The organism is Bradyrhizobium embrapense, assembly GCF_001189235.2.
In the GTDB taxonomy this organism is placed as follows: Bacteria; Pseudomonadota; Alphaproteobacteria; order Rhizobiales; family Xanthobacteraceae; genus Bradyrhizobium; species Bradyrhizobium embrapense.
The window spans coordinates 301,664-319,861 of sequence record NZ_LFIP02000005.1; the positions used below are offsets into that span (position 1 = coordinate 301,664).

General features: G+C 65.3%; 12 protein-coding genes and 1 pseudogene. 2 read left to right on the plus strand and 11 right to left on the minus strand.

Annotated features, from left to right (window positions below):
* Positions 1-96: 96 nt before the first annotated feature.
* Complete coding sequence (locus AKN83_RS24055; protein WP_050405965.1) at positions 97-1,413, minus strand: mechanosensitive ion channel family protein; 1,317 nt, start codon at positions 1,411-1,413, stop codon at positions 97-99.
* A 239-nt stretch (positions 1,414-1,652) separates the two neighbouring features.
* Between AKN83_RS24055 and AKN83_RS24060 the strand changes: the two genes are divergently transcribed.
* Positions 1,653-3,446: a potassium/proton antiporter gene (locus tag AKN83_RS24060; RefSeq protein WP_050405967.1), complete on the plus strand. Its 1,794-nt coding sequence runs from the start codon at positions 1,653-1,655 to the stop codon at positions 3,444-3,446.
* Positions 3,447-3,512: 66 nt separating this feature from the next.
* Here the strand turns inward: AKN83_RS24060 and AKN83_RS24065 are convergent, their stop codons facing one another.
* From AKN83_RS24065 to mepA, 6 genes are all read right to left on the minus strand, one after another.
* Positions 3,513-4,694, minus strand: coding sequence for a hypothetical protein (locus AKN83_RS24065; protein WP_157113531.1), 1,182 nt, complete (start codon positions 4,692-4,694; stop codon positions 3,513-3,515).
* A gap of 193 nt (positions 4,695-4,887) precedes the next feature.
* On the minus strand, positions 4,888-5,559 hold the full coding sequence (modC, locus tag AKN83_RS24070) for a molybdenum ABC transporter ATP-binding protein (RefSeq protein ID WP_050406019.1): 672 nt from the start codon (positions 5,557-5,559) through the stop codon (positions 4,888-4,890).
* 2 nt (positions 5,560-5,561) lie between these two features.
* Entirely contained in the window at positions 5,562-6,257 is a 696-nt protein-coding gene (gene modB, locus AKN83_RS24075) for a molybdate ABC transporter permease subunit (protein WP_063695496.1), read from the minus strand.
* 2 nt (positions 6,258-6,259) lie between these two features.
* On the minus strand, positions 6,260-7,045 hold the full coding sequence (gene modA, locus AKN83_RS24080) for a molybdate ABC transporter substrate-binding protein (RefSeq protein ID WP_050406021.1): 786 nt from the start codon (positions 7,043-7,045) through the stop codon (positions 6,260-6,262).
* Between the two features lie 220 nt (positions 7,046-7,265).
* Positions 7,266-7,775, minus strand: a complete 510-nt coding sequence (locus tag AKN83_RS24085) for a hypothetical protein (protein WP_050405969.1) — start codon at positions 7,773-7,775, stop codon at positions 7,266-7,268.
* 148 nt (positions 7,776-7,923) lie between these two features.
* Positions 7,924-8,871 (minus strand): penicillin-insensitive murein endopeptidase, encoded by a 948-nt coding sequence (mepA, locus tag AKN83_RS24090; RefSeq protein ID WP_050405970.1) that lies wholly within the window; start codon positions 8,869-8,871, stop codon positions 7,924-7,926.
* Between the two features lie 585 nt (positions 8,872-9,456).
* On the opposite strand from mepA, the gene AKN83_RS24095 reads away from it, so the two are divergent.
* Entirely contained in the window at positions 9,457-11,571 is a 2,115-nt protein-coding gene (locus AKN83_RS24095) for a putative bifunctional diguanylate cyclase/phosphodiesterase (protein ID WP_244522096.1), read from the plus strand.
* A 237-nt stretch (positions 11,572-11,808) separates the two neighbouring features.
* On the opposite strand, the pseudogene mscL reads toward AKN83_RS24095, so the two are convergent.
* The 4 genes and pseudogenes from mscL to AKN83_RS24110 form a co-directional block, all read right to left on the minus strand.
* Positions 11,809-11,952, minus strand: a pseudogene (gene mscL, locus AKN83_RS41310) (large conductance mechanosensitive channel protein MscL); the annotation flags it as partial.
* A 27-nt stretch (positions 11,953-11,979) separates the two neighbouring features.
* Positions 11,980-15,246, minus strand: a complete 3,267-nt coding sequence (locus AKN83_RS24100; protein ID WP_050405973.1) for an adenylate/guanylate cyclase domain-containing protein — start codon at positions 15,244-15,246, stop codon at positions 11,980-11,982.
* A gap of 286 nt (positions 15,247-15,532) precedes the next feature.
* Positions 15,533-15,991, minus strand: coding sequence for a DUF1801 domain-containing protein (locus AKN83_RS24105; RefSeq protein WP_050405974.1), 459 nt, complete (start codon positions 15,989-15,991; stop codon positions 15,533-15,535).
* A gap of 73 nt (positions 15,992-16,064) precedes the next feature.
* On the minus strand, positions 16,065-18,032 hold the full coding sequence (locus tag AKN83_RS24110; protein ID WP_050405976.1) for a methyl-accepting chemotaxis protein: 1,968 nt from the start codon (positions 18,030-18,032) through the stop codon (positions 16,065-16,067).
* Between the last annotated feature and the right edge of the window lie 166 nt (positions 18,033-18,198).

The window sequence follows — 18,198 nt, forward strand, 5'->3', positions numbered from 1 at the left end:
AAGCTTGGGCATGGGGACAATGTCCAAACGGCTTGATTTTAGGGGCCAAATCCGGAACGGCGGCGGCCGCTTGCCCGAAAAGGCCGCACGGAGGCGCTAGCTGGAGACCTCGACCACGCTCTCGACCGGCAGCGCGCCGCCGCGAATGCGCAGTTCCCGCACCGGGTAAGGCACCTTGATGCCTTGCTGCTTGAAGGCGTCCCACAGCGACAGCATGACGTCGCTCTTCACGCCGTCCATGCCATCAGGGTCGGCGATCCAGAAGGTCAGCGAGAACTTCATGCCGAGCTCGGCGAATTCGGTCAGGATGCAGTTCGGCGGTTTGCCCTTGAGCGCGCGGGCGTGGGCTGTCGCGATGGTGATCGCGAGCTTGCAGACCAGCCTCGGATCGGCGTCGTAATTGGTTGCGAAGGCGATCTTCACCAGCGTGTTCTTGTCGGTGTAGGTCCAGTTGGTGACCTTCTGCGTCACCAAATCCTCGTTCGGGATCAGGAACTCGCGGCCGTCGCCGGCGGCAACCGAGATGTAGCGGGTCTTCATCGCGCTGATCCGGCCCTGGCTGTCGCCGATGGTGACGAGGTCGCCCGGCTTCACCGACTTGTCGACCAGCAGGATGATGCCCGAGATGAAGTTGGCGACGATCTTCTGCAGGCCGAAACCGATGCCGACGCCGACCGCGCCGGACAGCACCGCCAGCGCCGACAGGTTGATCCCGACCGCGCTCAAGGCAATGGCGACCGCGATCACCATCAGGCCGATGCGAATGATCTTGACCAGCAACACCTGGATCGACGGGGTCAGGTCGGTCGAGCGCGTGATCTGGCCGTCGATGAAATTGCTGGCGATATTGCTCAGCCACAGCGCCAGGATCAGCACCGCGCCGGCCTTGATCAGCAGCAGCGGCGTCAGCCGCAGGCCGCCCACGATGACCGCGAACGAATCCAGCGTATCGGCCGCCCAGTCGAGCTGGCCGATGATGCTCAGCGCGGCGACCACCCAGGCCGCGATCGAGACCAGTTTGACGATGAAGGCATTGTCGATCACCGAGGTCACGAGGCGGATCACGAGCCAGGCCAGCGCCAGCTTGGCGGACACCGCGATCAGATAGCTGCGGCTCGGCCAGGTCGCGTGCCACATCACGATGCGCGAGATCACCATCAACACCGCGAACACCGCGGTCGAGGCGCTCGATACCATCACGCGGGCAAAGTGCCGGAGCGGCAGCGGCCAGCGGCTCGCCAGCGACGACATGTTGACCCGCGCATGAATGGCGGTATCGGCGGCGTAGGCAAGGCCCGCGGCGACGAGGATGATGCCGAACTGCAGATAGAACCAGGGCGAAGCGATCTCGGCCCCGACCGAGCGCGCGGCCATTTGGATCGATTCCAGGACGTCCTTCCAGCTCATGTCCATCGGCAAAATCTCAACTTGCAGCGCGGGTCAGGCAAACGTGATTCGAAGGTGCAGCCAGAATCCCACAATGGCGCGCACCCGACCATCGATACACCACAGTGTGGAGGCGACCTAGGGGCGAGGTGACCGGGCACATTGCCGCTTCGGACAGAAATCGGTTGGCGTCCCAGTGTCGCGACGATAAGGATGCAATTGCAAGTATTTGAGACCTCCCAAGTCCTTGAGACCTCCAAAGGCGCATGGCATCCCTCGACTCCGTCAGTATAGCGATCCTGCTCGGTGCGGTGCTGGTGATGGCCGGCATCCTGTCCAGCCTGCTGGCGCTGCGGTTCGGCGCCCCCTTGCTGCTGGTGTTCTTGCTGGTCGGCATGCTGGCGGGCGATTCCGGGCCGGGCCGGCTACAGTTCGACGACGTTCGCACCACCTATCTTGTCGGCTCGGTGGCGCTGGCGCTGATCCTGTTCGACGGCGGGCTGAAGACGCGGTTTGCCAGCATCCGCACCGTGCTGGCGCCCTCGATGATGCTGGCGACCGCCGGCGTGCTGCTGACCGCGCTGATCACGGCGCCGGTCGCCCGCTATGTGCTCGACCTCAACTGGACCGAATCGCTTCTGGTCGGCGCGGTCGTCGCCTCGACCGACGCTGCGGCGGTGTTCCTGCTGGTGCACACCCAGGGCCTGCGCCTGCGCCCGCGCGTCGGCGCGACCTTGGAGGCGGAGTCCGGCACCAACGATCCGTTCGCGATCTTCCTCACCTTGATGCTGGTCGAGTTCATCTCGATCGGCCAGAGCTCGGCCTCGCACATCGCGATGGAGTTCGTCCAGGAGGCCGTGCTCGGCGCCATCATCGGGGTGATCGGCGGCCGGCTGGTGGTGATCGCGCTGAACTACGTCGCGCTGCCGCAGGGCCTGCATGCGCCGTTCGTCACGACAGCGGCGCTCGTGATCTTCGGCGGCTCCCAGATCGTGCATGCCTCGGGATTCCTCGCGGTCTATCTCGCCGGTATCATCATCGGCAACCGGCCGACCCGCGCGCATAATTCGGTGGTGACCTTCCTCGACGCCGCGACCTGGCTGGCCCAGATCGTGATGTTCGTGCTGCTCGGCCTCCTGGTGTCGCCGCATCGCCTGCTCTCCAGCGCCGGCGGCGCGGTGCTGGTGGCGTTCGCGCTGATGCTGGTGGCGCGGCCGCTGGCGGTGCTGATCTGCCTCGCGCCGTTCAAGTTCAACTGGCGGGAGAAGGTGTTCATCGCCTGGACCGGCTTGCGCGGCGCGGTCGCGATCTTCCTGGCCTCGATCCCGATGCTGGTCGGGCTGTCGAAGGCCTATCTGTATTTCGACGTCGCCTTCGTCGTCGTCATCATCTCGCTGCTGCTGCAGGGCTGGACGCTGGCCCCGGCCGCGCGGCGGCTGCACGTCGCGCTGCCGCGCACCGAACGCGGCCCGCGCCGGGTCGAACTTGATCTGCCCGGCCAGCTCGAGCAGCAGCTGGTCGGCTATCCGGTGCGGCCCAAGAGCCTGTATTTCCGCCGCGGGCTGATCCCGTCCTGGTCGAAGCCGACGCTGGTGATCCGCGATGAACGGATCCTGACGCCGGTCGAAGCTGATCCGGTGGCGCCCGGCGACTACATCTACCTGCTGGCGCCGCCGGAGCGCGCCGAGGCGCTCGATCGCTTCTTCGTCGACATGGCACCGTCAAGCGCGCCCGATCCACACCTGCTCGGCGACTTCATGGTCTCGGGCGAGCACACGCTCGGCGAGCTCGCCGAGATCTACGGCGTCAAGGTCGACGAGCAGCAGGCCAAGCTGACGCTGGCGGATTATTTCGACATCAATCTCGACCGCGCGCCGAAGGAAGGCGCCGAGTTAGCGCTCGACGAGATCGTGCTGGTGGCGCGCAGCATCGGCGGCGGCCGCGTCAATGTCGTGGGCCTGCGCCTGCCGGAGGAAGAGGAGGAGGTCGCACCGCAGACGCGGATGCAGACCGTCCGGCGCAAGCTCGCCGATATCTGGGCGTCGGTCGCCGGCGTCTGAAGCGTTTTCGAGCGAAGTGGATGCCGGTTGGCGCGAAGAAAACGCGTCGGAATAAGACCGGCACCGTCACTGCTTGCGCAGGAAGCTCGAATCCGGCGCGAACTTCTTGATCATGTCGGACAGGCCATCGTCCGCCGGCGGGGCCGGCGGGTCGTTGGACGCAGCGTCTGCTTTGGGCTCATCCTTCAGCTTCTGGCCGGAAATCTCGGCCAGCGCCGCGAGCAGCGTCTCGTCGAGATTATCGGTCGGTGTCTTGGCAGGCGATGTCTTGGCAGGCGGCGTCTTGGCAGGCGGCGTGTTGGCGGGTGGGGCGACGGCGCGGATCTCCGGCTCGCGCTTCAGCGGCGGCTCTGGCGCTGGCTTGGATGCGTCCGCCCGTCTGGCGGCGGCCTCGCTGATGGCGGTGATCAACGATGCTTCGAGGTCGGCGGGCGTCTCGGCCAGCGGCGGCGGCGCCTCGGTGGGCTTCGCGTCCCGGAGGGTACGACCGAACAGCCGTTCCCGCTGGCTCGCCGTCGACGGCCGGCTGTCGGTGGCCTTGCCAGGTTCCTTATTAGGCTCCTTGGCAGGCTTGAAGAGACCCGCGCGTTCGGCGGCGACCCTGGCGGAAGCCTCCTCGACCGTGGCGAGCAGGGACGCTTCCAGCGAAGCAGGATTGCCCGGCGAAGCCACCGGCTTGGCGGCAGGGGCGGTCAGCTGCCTTGGCTCAGGCCTGGGCGGCGGCAGCGGCGGTGGCCGCGATCCTTCGACCGGTGCGGGCGGCGGCGCCGGCTGGCCGTCCCGGGCCCGCGCGATGATGCCGTCGACGATCGCGCCGAGGCGGCTCTTGTCGGGGGCGGCGAGATAGCTCGCCGCGAGTTCATCGACATATTGCGGGCCGTAATCGGCCAGCACCTTGGCAAGCTGGGCGAGATCGGGATCGCTCTCGACCAGCCTGCGCCAGGTCTGCTGGTCGTAGGGGGCATCGTCCTTGTCGGGCCAGGCCACCCGGCGTGGCTGGCGCTGCGGCCCGGCGTTCTGGCCGGTGACAGGGTCGAGGGTCGGCGGCTGCAGCCCGGGACTGAGGCGAGGTGGGACGAACCCCCCGGCCCCGGCCGGCACGGCGTCATCCCCGAGGCGTCGGCGGCGCTCGGCGACCTGCAGCGAGATCAGGCCGATGCCCATCAGCAGAAAGCCGAGGGCGGCCCACGAAATCGTGGCGCACAGCAGCCCGCCGATCAGCAGCAATACCCAGCCAGTCAGTCGCAAAGTGCACCTTTCCCCATGCCGATCGGGATGTCCCGATCCGGGCCTAGCAGACAAGATGGGCTATCTTATGCCGACTTTCGGAAAAACGGCCAGCCGGGGCGTTTTCGAGCGAAGTGGGCACCGGTTCGCGTGAAGAAAACGCCTTGAGACCAGAACCCAGAGCTACGGCTCTGATTCAATCAGAACCCTAGCTCTAGGTGCCGCCCGTCAACACCTTGACACCGCCAAACGCGGTCACCTGGCCGTGGCGCAGCATCACGATCTGGGTGGCGAGCTGGCGCAGCTCGGCCGCGTCGTGGCTGACATAGACCATCGGGACACCCGCCTCGTCGCGCAACCGGACCAGATAGGGCAGGATCTCCAGCTTGCGGCTCTCGTCGAGCGCGCCCAGCGGCTCGTCCAGCAGCAACAGCCGCGGCTTGGACAGCAGCGCCCGGCCGAGCGCGACGCGCTGGCGCTCGCCGCCGGAGAGCTTTCCGGGGCGGCGGTCGAGCAGGGCGCCGATGTCGAGCAGGTCGATGACGCGCTTGTGCTGCGCGGGATCCTCGGTGAGGCGGTTCATGCGGCGGCCGTAATCGAGGTTCTGCCTGATATCGAGATGCGGAAACAGCCGTGCGTCCTGGAACACGTAGCCGATCCGGCGGCGCCAGGTCGGGACGTGAATGCCGGCGGCGGTATCGTCGACCGTCTCACCGTCGATCACGATGGTGCCGCGATCGGGACGCACCAGGCCTGCGATGGTGTTGATCAGCGAGGTCTTGCCGGAGCCGGACGCCCCGAACAGGCCGGTGACGCGGCCCTCACTGCTGAACGACGCCGCAAGCGAGAACTCGCCGAGCTGCTTTTGGATGTCGACGCGCAGCATCGCTACTGCCCGTGCAGGCGCGCGGTGGCGCGGCGCGCGAACCATTCCGCGCCGATCAGCGCGCCCATCGCGATCACGATGGAGATGATCACCAGACGTGCCGCGGCAGTGTCGCCGTCGGGTGTCTGGATCAGCGAATAGATCGCCGACGAAATGGTCTGGGTCTCGCCGGGGATGTTGGAGACGAAGGTGATGGTGGCGCCGAACTCGCCGATCGCCTTGGCAAAGCCGAGCACCATGCCGGCCAGCACGCCCGGCAGCGCCAGCGGCAGCGTCACCGTCGCAAACACCCGCCAGGGCGCGGCGCCGAGCGTCTCGGCGGCCTGTTCGAGGCGGCGGTCGATGGCTTCAATCGACAGCCGGATCGGACGCACCAGCAGCGGAAACGACATCACGCCGCAGGCGAGCGCCGCGCCGGTCCAGCGGAATGCGAACACGATGCCGAGATGGTCGGCCAGCCAGCCGCCGACCAGTCCGCGCTTGCCGAAGGTCAGCAGCAGCAGGTAGCCGGTGACGACGGGCGGCAGTACCAGCGGCAGATGCACGGCGGCATCGAGCAGCGACTTGCCCCAGAAATCGCGCCGCGCCAGCAGCCAGGCGAGCGCGATCCCGAACGGGGTCGCCACCAGCGTTGCAATGACGGCGACCCGCAGCGACAGCAGGATCGCCGTCCATTCGGTCGGCGAGATCTCAAACACGCTCAGGTCGTCGGGCTGATCAGGAACTTGAAGCCGTATTTCTCGAGGATCGTCTTCGCGGCGGAAGAACGCAGGAAGGCGAGATAGTCGGAGGTCTCGGGCTTGGCGGTCGTGGTCGCCGCGACCGGATAGATGATCGCCGGATGGGTGTCGGCCGGGAAGCTGCCGACGATCTTGACGCCCGGCTCGACCTTGGCGTCGGTCGAATAGACGATGCCGAGCACGGCTTCGCCGCGCGCCACCAGCGTCAATGCGGCACGCACGCTCTCGGCCATCGCGAATTTCGGCTCCGCGGCCTGCCAGGCGCCGAGCTTCTCGAGCGCGGCCTTGGCGTATTTGCCGACCGGCACCGCCTTGACGTCGCCGGTGGCGATCTTGCCGCCGTCGGCGAGCTTGGCGAGATCGAAGCCAGGTGCGATGTTGACATTGTCGATCTTGGAATCCTTCGGTGCGATCAGCACGATCGAATTGCCGAGCAGGTTGACCCGCGTCGGCTCATTGATGGTCTTCTGCTTGATCGCGTAGTCCATCCAGTCGGTGTCGGCGGAGACGAACACGTCGGCCGGCGCGCCCTGCTCGATCTGCTTTGCCAGTGCCGAGCTCGCGGCATAGCTGGCGCTGATCTTGACGCCGGTCTTGGCGGTGTAGGCGGCATCGATCTCGTCGAGCGCGTTCTTCATCGAGGCCGCGGCAAAAACCGTGAGGGTCTTGTCCTCGGCGCGCGCGGGCGAATGGATCGCACCGAGCAGGATGACGGAGGCAGTGAAAAGTCCGGCGAGCCTTGAAATTGCAAGCCTTGAAATGGAAAGTCGTGACATGGAAGCGCTCCGTGCGAGCTCGCGCGCGAACATGCGCGCGCAAAATCAGGCGTTGGTGAATTCTGGGACGCGACGGACGGAAGCGCTGTTCCGCTGTTCTCCGAAGGACTTACGGTCCTCGGGATATCGCACGGCAAACATAGCAGGCTGGCACTTACGGTAAAGGCGACTGTTTGTCTAACCGTTCGTCCTATTCATCGGACGGCTGGATCGCGATCGACAGCGAATTTTCCCTGGCGCCGGTCACCTGCAGCACGAACGGGCTGGCGGCGAGGTCAAATTTCATGGTCTTGCGGATGCCGTCGCAATCGGTCGCGCCGCTGAATGCCTTCGGCTTCAGGAAATGCCCGTCCTGCACCAGGTCGACCCAGGCGCCGGCCGACAGGCTGACGGTATAGAGCCCGGCCTTCGGCGCCGCCTTGAAGCTGGTGAAGCCGGCGAACGTGCCGTCCTTCGGCGCGCGCTCGGGCGGGCTTGGCAGTTTGGCGTCGCTGGGCGCGACCAGCGCCAGCGTGATCGCGGTCGGCGGCAGTGCGGCCTGTTCGCCGCCCGAGGCGAGCCTGGTGCGATCGGGCGCGGTGAGCGCGGCGCGGGCGCGATCGATCGACCATTTGAACTTGTCGCAGCCGCTCGGCTCTTCCGCCGCGAAGGCGGGAACTGAAACAAGCAGCAGCGATGCGGCGAGGAGCGATTTGCGCATGTCTGGTCCAATGCAATTGTGACGGATGAAAGAGATCAGCGGCCCCGATCCATCGCTCGAACGCGCTTACGGCGCGACGACGCGGGATCATAACGCAGTATAACCCGGCCGGCATAGCCGCCTGACGAAGATGTTATTGCTCTGAATGTTATTGTTTGGCGTCGGGAGCGTTCAGCACCGCTTTGCACTCCGCCGGCATCTGCGCCAGCGTCATCGGCGGGCGAGGTTTCGGCGGCTTCGGCGGTGGCTTCGGATGCAGCACGGAGTCCTTGAACCAGAAGGCGAGGTCGGACGGCTTGCATCCTTCGCCTTCCGTCTGCGGTTTCTGCGCCTCGCATGCCGGGCTGCCAGGCGGACAGCGCATGCGGATGTGGAAGTGATAGTCGTGGCCCCACCACGGCCGGATCTTCGACAGCCAGCTGCGGTCGCCCTTGGCCTCGCGGCACAGCGCCTTCTTTATCGCGGCATTGACGAAGATGCGCTGCACGGCCGGCTCTCGCGCGGCATCGCGGATCACCAGCACGTGAGCCGGCGTGAACACGCGCGGATCGATATCGAGCCGGTCGTCGCGCACCATCATCACCGCCGACATCTCCTCGCGATCCTCGCGTGACAATTTGCGGTCCGGCATCGGCGTCAGCCAGATATCGGCGTCGAGCCCGATCTGGTGGCTGGCATGGCCCGAGAGCGCGGGGCCGCCGCGCGGCTGGCCGATATCGCCGACCAGGATGCCGGGCCAGCCGGCGTCCCTGTGGGCGTTGGCCGCAAGCCGCTTCAACAGCGCGATCATGGCGGGGTGGCCCCAATAGCGGTTGCGCGACAGGCGCATCACCTGCCAGGTGGCGCCGTCGAGCGGCATCTGCGCGGCGCCGGCGAGACAGCCCTTGGTGTAGCCGCCGATCGATTGGGTCGGCAGCGCCGCCGGCAGCATCTTGCGCGCGAACAGCTGCTTCGCCCCGATCGTCGGATCGTTAGGGTTGGCGAGCGGCGGCAATGGCTGCGGATTGAGCGAGCCCTTGTCCTGCGCCCGCGCGGAGATGGTGCAGGCGAGCAGGGTGGCGATCAGGAACGGGATCAGACGCAGGCGGGGTGGCATTCGGATCACTCTGTCTGCGCAAGGCTAACATGGATTCGAGGCAGGCGAACCGCGCTTTCATCCCATTCGCTTGATGTGCGCTGACGATCGACGCGCCGCTGATTTTCATGAGCGCGGTGGTTTCCGTCCGGAGTCGATACGCATGGCCAAACCGCTTTGGCTCGGACTCGAAGGTTGCCCCTGTTCCTTTGCCTGTGCCGCCTTTACCTCGCGATAACCCTGTCACACACTGGCAAACATTGATGCGTCGGACGTGCTTTCTGTGCAATCGCGCGCCGTTTTACCCTTCCTTCACCACACTCCGGCGCGTCCATGCCGTAAATCTGGGTTGTGGGCCGCCTGCTGACGGCGCGCCACTGGCGTTCGTCGTGAACTCGCCTGCAAAGCAGGCATGCCGCAGCTTCTCAAGCAGCGCAGCTATTTGCCGAGAGATACCAATTTTTCAGAGACTTATCGCAGATATGTCGCCGAATTGAAATGCGCGTGGGGCGTGCGATACCGATGATGCGGCCGAAGAAGATCAAGAAACCGAAACAGGCCAAACTATCAGGTCCTCAGGGCCGCCGGGTGAGGCCGATGCCGAAGATGTCGGGCAGTTCGCGCCGCAGCGCGGTCGAGATCAGCGAACTGGTGCGCCAGCGCGCGCAAGCCGACGCTGCGATCGCCGAGGCCCGCAAGTCCAATGCGCGGCTGCGCGAGGCGATCGACATCCTGCCGCAAGGCATCGTGTTTCTGGACCCCGAAGGCCGCTACACCCTCTGGAACAAGAAATACGCGGAAATCTACAAGCGCAGTTCCGACCTGTTCGAGCAAGGCGCGCGCCTCGAAGACACCATCCGCATCGGCGTCGCGCGCGGCGACTATCCCGAGGCCGCCGGGCGCGAGGAAGAGTGGATCGCCGAGCGGCTCGAGAAGATGTACCAGCCGGGCGAGCGGCATGAGCAGGTGCTGGCCGACGGCCGCGTGGTGCTGATCGAGGAGCGGCTGACCTCGGATGGCGGCATCGTCGGCCTGCGCGTCGACATCACCGAATTGAAGCAGCGCGAGGCGTCGTTCCGCCTGCTGTTCGACGGCAACCCGGTGCCGATGATCCTGTGCGCGCTCGACGGCGAGAAGATTCTGGCGGTCAACGACGCCGCGATCGCGCACTATGGTTACGTTCGTGCCGAATTCGAGAAGATGACGATCAAGAGCCTGCAGGCGTTCGATGCCGAGCTGCCCTGGGCCTCAGGCCGCAGCAGCGACGAGCAGGCGGCGCGGACCTGGAAGCATGTGCGCGCGGACGGCACGCTGATCGACCTGGCGATCTATTCGCGCCAGCTGATGCATGGCGATCAGCCGGCGATGCTGCTCGCGCTGATGGACATCACCGAACGCAAGCGCGCCGAGGCGCGGCTGGCCTTCATGGCCCAGCATGACAGCCTGACCGGCCTGCCGAACCGCAATCTGCTGCGCCAGCAGATGGAGGAGATGTTGCAGCACACCCGCCGCTCCACCGACAAGGTCGCGGTGCTGATGCTCGGGCTCGACAATTTCAAGGCGGTCAACGACACGCTCGGCCACGGCATCGGTGACAAGCTGTTGCGCGGGGTCGCCAAGCGCCTGCGCTCGACGCTGCGCGAGGAAGACGCGCTGGCCCGGCTCAACTCCGATGAGTTCACCATCGTGCAAGGCGGCGTGATGCGGCCCGAAGACGCGGTGCTGCTGGCGCGGCGGATCCTCGATGCGATCGGCGAACCTTATCTGCTCGATGGCCATTCGGTGGTGGTCGGCGCCAGCATCGGGATCGCGATGTCGCCCGGCGACGGCGAGGATTCCGAAAAGCTGTTGAAGAGCGCCGACATGGCGCTGTCGCGCGCCAAGAGCGAATTCCGCGGCACCTTCTCGTTCTTCGAGGCCGAGATGGATGCGCGCGCGCAGAGCCGCCGCAAGATCGAGATCGACCTGCGCGATGCGATCCAGAATGAAGGGCTGCGGCCCTACTACCAGCCGCTGGTCGACCTCACCAGCGGACGCATCACCGGCTTCGAGGCCTTGGTGCGCTGGCCGCATCCGGAGCGCGGCATGATCTCGCCCGGCGAGTTCATTCCGGTGGCCGAGGAGACCGGTCTGATCAATCCGCTGGGTTCGCTGATGCTGCATCGCGCCTGCATGGACGCGGCGCAATGGCCCGACGACGTCCGCGTCGCGGTCAATCTGTCGCCGCTGCAATTCCGCACCGGCAACCTGCTGGCGCTGGTCACCGACGCGCTGCGGCAATCCGGCCTGCCGGCGCGGCGGCTCGAACTCGAGATCACCGAGACGCTGCTGCTCGAGAAGAGCAGCCAGGTGCTGGCGACGCTGCATGCGCTGCGCGCGCTCGGGGTGCGGATGTCGATGGACGATTTCGGCACCGGCTATTCGAGCCTGAGCTATCTGCGCAGCTTCCCGTTCGACAAGATCAAGATCGACCAGTCGTTCGTGCGCGACCTCGGCGCCAATCCGGACGCGCAGGCGATCGTGCGTTCGATCGTCAGCCTCGGCATCGGGCTCGGCGTCACCATCACCGCGGAGGGCGTCGAGACCGAGGCGGAGCTGAGCTGCCTGCGCGCCGAGGGCTGCCACGAGGGCCAGGGCTTTCTGTTCAGCCGCGCGCGGCCGAACACTGAAGTCATCAGCCTGCTGAAGGCGCAGCGCGTCGCCACCGCGCTGGTGGCGTAGCGAAGCTGCTTCGATTGCGTCATTGCGAGCGCAGTGAATCAATCCATCCGGGACGTGTACTCATAAAGCCGGTACGCGCGTGCGCGAGAATAGCGAGGTTCCGGTTGACATGAAAGAGCGGACATCGACGACGCTTAAGTAGATGTCCGCAAAGGGCCGGACTCGGACATTGTTCATGATCGTCTAGCTCATGGGACGAAACTTGCCTCTTCGTAACGGCGACTTCCGTGCGAACGAGAAAGTACAGAACGAGAAATTGATCACTGTCGCCAGGAAGTCGCCGTAGGCCAGAACAGCCCGCTGCTTCCTCGCATCGACCAAGTTTGTGGCCGTCACCGCGCCGCTCAAGCCGAGAAAGCTATTCTCGAAATCCAGTCCTCCACGTCGGCAACGGGCCATGTGTGGATGTTAGCGAATCGGGTTTTCGGGCCCGCTTCCTGGCTTTCGGGCAAGTCGGGCGAGGCTTTCGGCCGCCCTCAATTCGAATGATTTGGCCATCTGTTGTTTCGCAACGACCAGTGACCTTTCGAAATGAGCCCGCGCCTGCTCCACATTCGGCGGTTCGCACGCCAGCGCCACTTCTCCCGCGATTTGATAGGCTTCCGCCTCCTGCCAGCATTCGCCACTCTCCCTGATCCTCAGCAACGCCTCTTCGTTACAGCGTTGCGCATCGCCAAGCCTTCCGATCCGAGCGTATGTCGCTCCCAATATGCTGAGATACCACGGCGCATAGGCGGTCGCGCCGGTGGATCGCATACCCGAAATCCCGGCCTCGATCATATCAGCGGCAGAGTGGTGCTGCCCCTCAAGGGCGAGCACCCGACCGCGCAACAGCTTGCCGTAAGCGTTCCAGAAGCGTGATCCCTTCTCGTCCGCGAGCTGCATAAGCTCGCGAGCGAGTTCGGCCGCGGAGCCGAGTTTGCCTATGTAGATGAGAGTGAGGGACACATGGGCCAGCGCATACATGAGCGTTGCGGCGTGGCCAAACTCGCGTGCCTCGCGGATAGCACGCTCCAGGTCGGCCGTCGCGGCATCGGTGCGGCCCAGCGTCCACTGCGAAAAGGCGCGCCACGCCAATGCGGAGACGAGAACATCATGGCCAAACCGCATTGCAAGCGGGCGGTGCTCGGCGTGACAGTACGTCGTAACGACATGATCGAGCTCGGCTGAGCCGGCAGCCAGGTCTCCGGCGAGCACGAGGGAAATTCCCATCAAGAGATGCCCGATCATCGTTGGTGTACTTGCCTGCCGTTGTTCAGCGAGGGCCTGGAATTGGGCAGCCAGCTCCCGCGTAACATGGGCGTGGAACGACATGCGGCTTGCCACCCAGAATCCGTAAAGCACCGAAAAGAGCACGATGGGATCGTCCGCCGTATCCCCGAGCTTCTCTGCATGCTCGATCAAGGCGCGCGCCTGATCGAAAGCCGCTCTTGTCTCGGGAGCAGCATGGCCTTTGGTGTGGATCAGAGCGTTGGCAAGCTCGATTTGCAACGAGATTCGCTCACGGCGCAACGAGGCTGTCTCGGGCGACCTGGCGATCAGGTCAAGGGCGCGTGCCAGCTGTTCCGCCGCTTCGACGAGCGCCGACCGGGAAAGCGACCGCCTTCCGGCCTTGCTCCACAGGTGTGCCGCCTTTTCTAGCAGGCCGGCTTCGGTGCAATGCCGGGCCAGCACTTCCGGTTGGCTCTCGGCAATGTCGACGAAATCGATTTCTATGGTCTCGGCAAGCACAAGGTGGAGCGCGCGGCGCTTCTCACGCAGGAGCGTGCCATAGGCGGCCTCCTGGATCAGCGCGTGATTGAAGACATAGTTCGAATCATGCGGGTCGCCCTGGCGAAACAGCAATCCCGCATCGACGAGACGGTCGAGCGCGCGGTTCAGCTCGGACTCCGTCAGTGGTACGATGGCGGCGATCAACGCTTGGCTGAAGTCGCGACCGATTGCGGCTGCCATCTGTGCAACCTCCTTGGCGGGGCCGAGCCGGTCCAAGCGGGCCATCAGAGATGCGTGAAGGGTGGCCGGCACCGGACTCGCAGCCGCAGGGATTGCCCCGACGAGACGCGTCTCGGAGCCAGCCTCCAGCACGGCCTTGGTCATTTCCTGGACAAACAGCGGTATTCCGTCGGCGCGATCGATGATCTCCTTGCGAATGTGTGCCGGAAGGGGGTGCTCTCCGATCACCTCATCAACCAGAGCTTCGGTTTCGCGCGCACCAAGCCGGGTGATCGTCATCGCCGTGATATGAGGCCGAGCGGCCAAGGGTGGTGCAAGTTCGGGCCGGAACGTCGCAACCAGCAACACGGGAAGGGCGACAATCGCCTCGATGAGCTGACCAAGCAGTTCGAGGCTGGTCGGATCGATCCAGTGCAGATCCTCGAATATCATCAGAACCGGATTGGAGCGGGCCTGGCTCTGGATATCCAGCACGATCGCTTCCAGCATTCGTTGGCGGCGCAGCGCTGGCGTCAGCTCGTCGGTGGAATACCGGCCGTCATTGGCGAGTTGAAGCAGGTCGGCAAGCGCTGCCCTGTGTGCGATAGGTGCGGATGAGCGGCCGAGGGTCGCATCAAGCTTGTCGAGTCTCGTTTTCGCATCATCCTCGCGCGCAAGATTCGCGCGTCGTTCCATCTGCTTGACGATTGGATAAAGCGCCGAATTGGTGTGCTGCGGAGAGCAGTAGTAGCGCAGCTGCGTCGGCGCATCCGCGACGACATGCTCCAGAATGGCAGCCACCAGGCGCGATTTGCCGATGCCGGCCTCGCCGGCAATGATGACGACTTGCCCGGCGTTCGCTCGAGCTCTGGACCAGCTCTGCTCCAGCACCGCACATTCGCGCTCGCGTCCGACGAGGGCTCCCAATCCGCGACGATAAAGGGCGTCGAAGCGGCCATCGATGGCGTTGGTGCCGTGGACGGCCCAGGCCTGAACCGGTCCAGCTAGCCCCTTGAGCTGTTGTGCCCCGAGACTCGTCAGCACAAATAGATCGCCGACCAGCCGTCGCGTTGCGTCCGCGATCACGACCATTCCAGGTCCCGCGACGGCCTGCAAGCGGGCCGCCAGATTCGGCGTTTCGCCGACAACGCCGCGTTCCTGGGCCTCTCCAGAGCCGACGATGTCTCCGACAACGACCAGTCCCGTTGCAATCCCGACACGCACCTCCAGTCGGCCGGGGGTCGCCGTTTCGAGCTTTCCGACCGCAGCAACGAGCCCAAGTGCTGCCTGCACAGCGTGCTCCGCATCGTGCTCGTGGGCCCGTGGATAGCCGAAATACACCAGCACGCCGTCGCCCATATATTTTGCAACGAAGCCGCCGTTCTGTTCGACGACGGCTGCGCAGGCGCGGTGGTATGCACCGATGATCTTCCGCAAATCCTCCGGATCGAGCTGCGTCGATAGGGCTGTCGAGCCGACGAGATCGCAGAACATGACCGTTAGCTGGCGCCGTTCGGCCGTATCAGGGACCGACTCCGTATACGGCGCGGAGGACTTATCGGAGGCGTGCAACTCGCGGATTGCACGGAGGATCGTCTTGCGATCGCCGAGGACGATGCCCAGTTCCCGAAGGTCTTGGTCGTTAAGTTCACCCAGGATGGAGATATCGATCCGATTTTCGCGAAACCGCTGGGCGTAAGCAGACATGCCCAGCTTCTCAAGCCACTCTTCGATCTGTTGCATTCGCTCCTCAACCGATTGCAATTTGGCGTGAGGGTGTCGCGGGATCAAGCAGGAAAGTTCCGAGAAAACGCCGGCCGCCTCATTTCTTTTTGGCCGATGACGTTGCCTCCAGAAGCAGTCGTTGGTCAACTTCTGCAATGGCCACAAGGCGGCATCCCCGCGGTCTGCATCGCGTGTCCGCTTCTCCTCGAAAGCGGGGGTCTCGGATTGATAGATGCGCGCCCCAGCCTCACGCGAAGCTAGATGGACTTCTTCGTCACTTCGCTCCACGCAACGGCGGTGGAAATTATTGTAGCCGGTCGCTCGGCTTCCGCTTGTTCAAATGATACGTCAGCGCCAGCGCCACGCAGTGGCGCAGCGCTACCTCCGGAAGCTTCCCCGCGACATCGAGCAGGATCGCGCGGTTGCCGCTGTAGCTGAGCTCGGGATAGAGCTCGCGGAACGTCTCGACCAGATTGGTCTGGCAGTGGAAGTAGATCGCGACTTGGCCAGCGGCCGGCTTCACCTGATCGATCCGGATCGTGCTGCCGCTGCCGGTCTCCGGCGTGAGGTAGCTCGGCTGCCCCCATTTCAGCGTCTCTTCCAGCGCGCCGACGCCCTTGGTCGTCTTCGCGGTCTCGAAGATCAGCCGCCGCAGCGCCAGCAGTTTTGTCTTCACGGGGGCAGGGTATCCGTCGAACAGCGAATCAGCCTTCGCTTGCGGTCGTCGTGCCGCCTTGCTGGTCGATGTCGCCGGCTTGCGCATGGTAGGCTTCACGAGGAGGACGTCCCACGTCTGTCTACCACAGCGCCTTGAACGTCATCCAGACCGCGACCGCTCAGGCCGCGTTGCGCAATCCGGCGAGGAACGTATCCACGCTGTGCGACAGCGCGGAGGCGTGATCGCCGAGCTGGCCCGATGTATCCAGCACATTGCCCGTGAGGGCGCGGGACTGGCCGGCGGCCTCGCTCGCGCCCGCGATATTGGCGGAGACCTCGAGGGTGCCGGAGGACGCCTGCTGCACGCTGCGGGCGATCTCCCGCGTCGCCGAGCCCTGCTGCTCGACGGCGGCCGCAATCGCGGTCGCGATGCCCGAGATCTCGCGGATGGTGCCGCTGATGTCGCCGATCGCGCTGACGCAATTGCCGGTAGCAGACTGGATCGCGCCGACCTGGCCGGCGATCTCGTCGGTCGCCTTCGCGGTCTGGCTCGCCAGTTCCTTCACCTCGGCGGCGACCACGGCAAAGCCGCGGCCGGCCTCGCCGGCGCGGGCCGCCTCGATGGTGGCGTTGAGGGCCAGCAGATTGGTCTGGCTGGCGATCGCGCTGATCAGGCGCAGCACGTCGCCGATCTTCTCGGCGGATGCGGCAAGGCTCGTCACCATCTCGGTGGTCTCCATCGCCTTGGCCACGGCATTGTCGGCGACGCGGCTGGAATGGGTGACCTGGCGGCCGATCTCGGTGATCGAAGAGGCCAGCTCTTCGGTTGCGGCCGCCACCGCGTTGACGCTGGCGGACGCCTCCTCGGACGCGGCGGCTGCCGCCGCGGTCCGTTCGGAGGTGCCGTTGACGCTGCTGGCGATCTCGCCCGCGACGCGCTGCATGGCGCTCGATGATTGCGCGACGGCGGCGACCATGCCCTTGACGTCGGATTCGAAACGGTCGGCCATCTGCCGCTGCAGCGCCTGCTTGTCGGCCGCAGCCTTCACCTTGTCGGCCTCCTGTGCATCGCGCAGCGAAGAGGTCTCGATCATGCTGCGGCGGAACACGTCGACCGCCTTCGCCATGGTGCCGAGCTCGTCACGGCGCTCGCTGCCGGGGATCGCAACGCTGGTGTCGCCGCTGGACAGGCGGTTCATGACGGCGGTGATCGCGGTCAGCGGCCGCGACAGGCCGCGGCCGAGCAGGAACGCGAGCAGCACGGCCGCGGCCAGGATCGCGACCACGCCGACGATCAGATTGCGCTGCGCGCTCGCGGCCGCGGCCTCATAGTCCCTGGTGTCCTTGACGATCTCGAGCACGGCGACCGGTTCGCCGGCATAGTTCTTGATCTGGCCGAGATAGAGCTCCGCCGCATGGCCGTCGAGCGTGGCGTCGCGCAGCAGAGCCGCGCCATTCATTGCGCTCTTGAGCTCGTCCTGGGTCGCGACCACGGTGTCGCCGAAGGTGGACGACAGCCGCCTGAATTTCTGGCCGTCGAACGAATGCACGGCAAGGTCGATACCGAAGCGCTTCTTGGCGCGATCGACGAATTCCTTGCCGAAGGCGACGCCGATGTCGACATTGCCCAGCGTCTTGCCGTCGCGCATGACCGGGGTCATGCCGAAGATCGAAAGCGCTTCGCGGCCGGGCTCGACGCCGACGATCGGCTTGCCAGCCTTGATCGATTCCACCACGGTGATGCGCCGTGTAGAGGCGTCGTCGCCGAAGATTTTCGGCGTGTGGACCCGGTAGAAGCTGGTCGCCGGGGCCTGCCAGAACGAGATCAGCGGGATGCCCTGCGCCTTGATCGAGGCCCAGGGGGCGCCGAGCAGCTTGCCGAGGCCGTCGCGGTCGCCCTTGGCGATCGCGTCCTCGACCGGCGGCAGGGCGGCGATGACGGCGGAAACCGCGAGCGCCGTGCGGCCTTCATAGTCGATCGCCGCAATCACGCTGTCATATTGCAGCTTGAGCTGCTGATCGAGCGCGAGCCGGGTCAGCGCCCGCTGCTGGCTGATGGAGAAGCCGCCGAGAATCGCGCAGGCGACCGCAACGGTCAGTGAAATCGCCAGAATCAGGCGGGCGGCAATCGATCGAAGCGTGAACATGGGACGAGCGGGACTCCAGGCATTAGCGCCGGCCGCAAAGTCCCAGAAAAAGCTTAACAACCGGGTGTTGCACCGCCGAAAATTCGCGCCGGCAGCATCGTGCCGGTGCCTACTTTCGTACCATGCGGCTCAATCGAGCTGAGGTTTGGCTGATTCAGCCGGACCG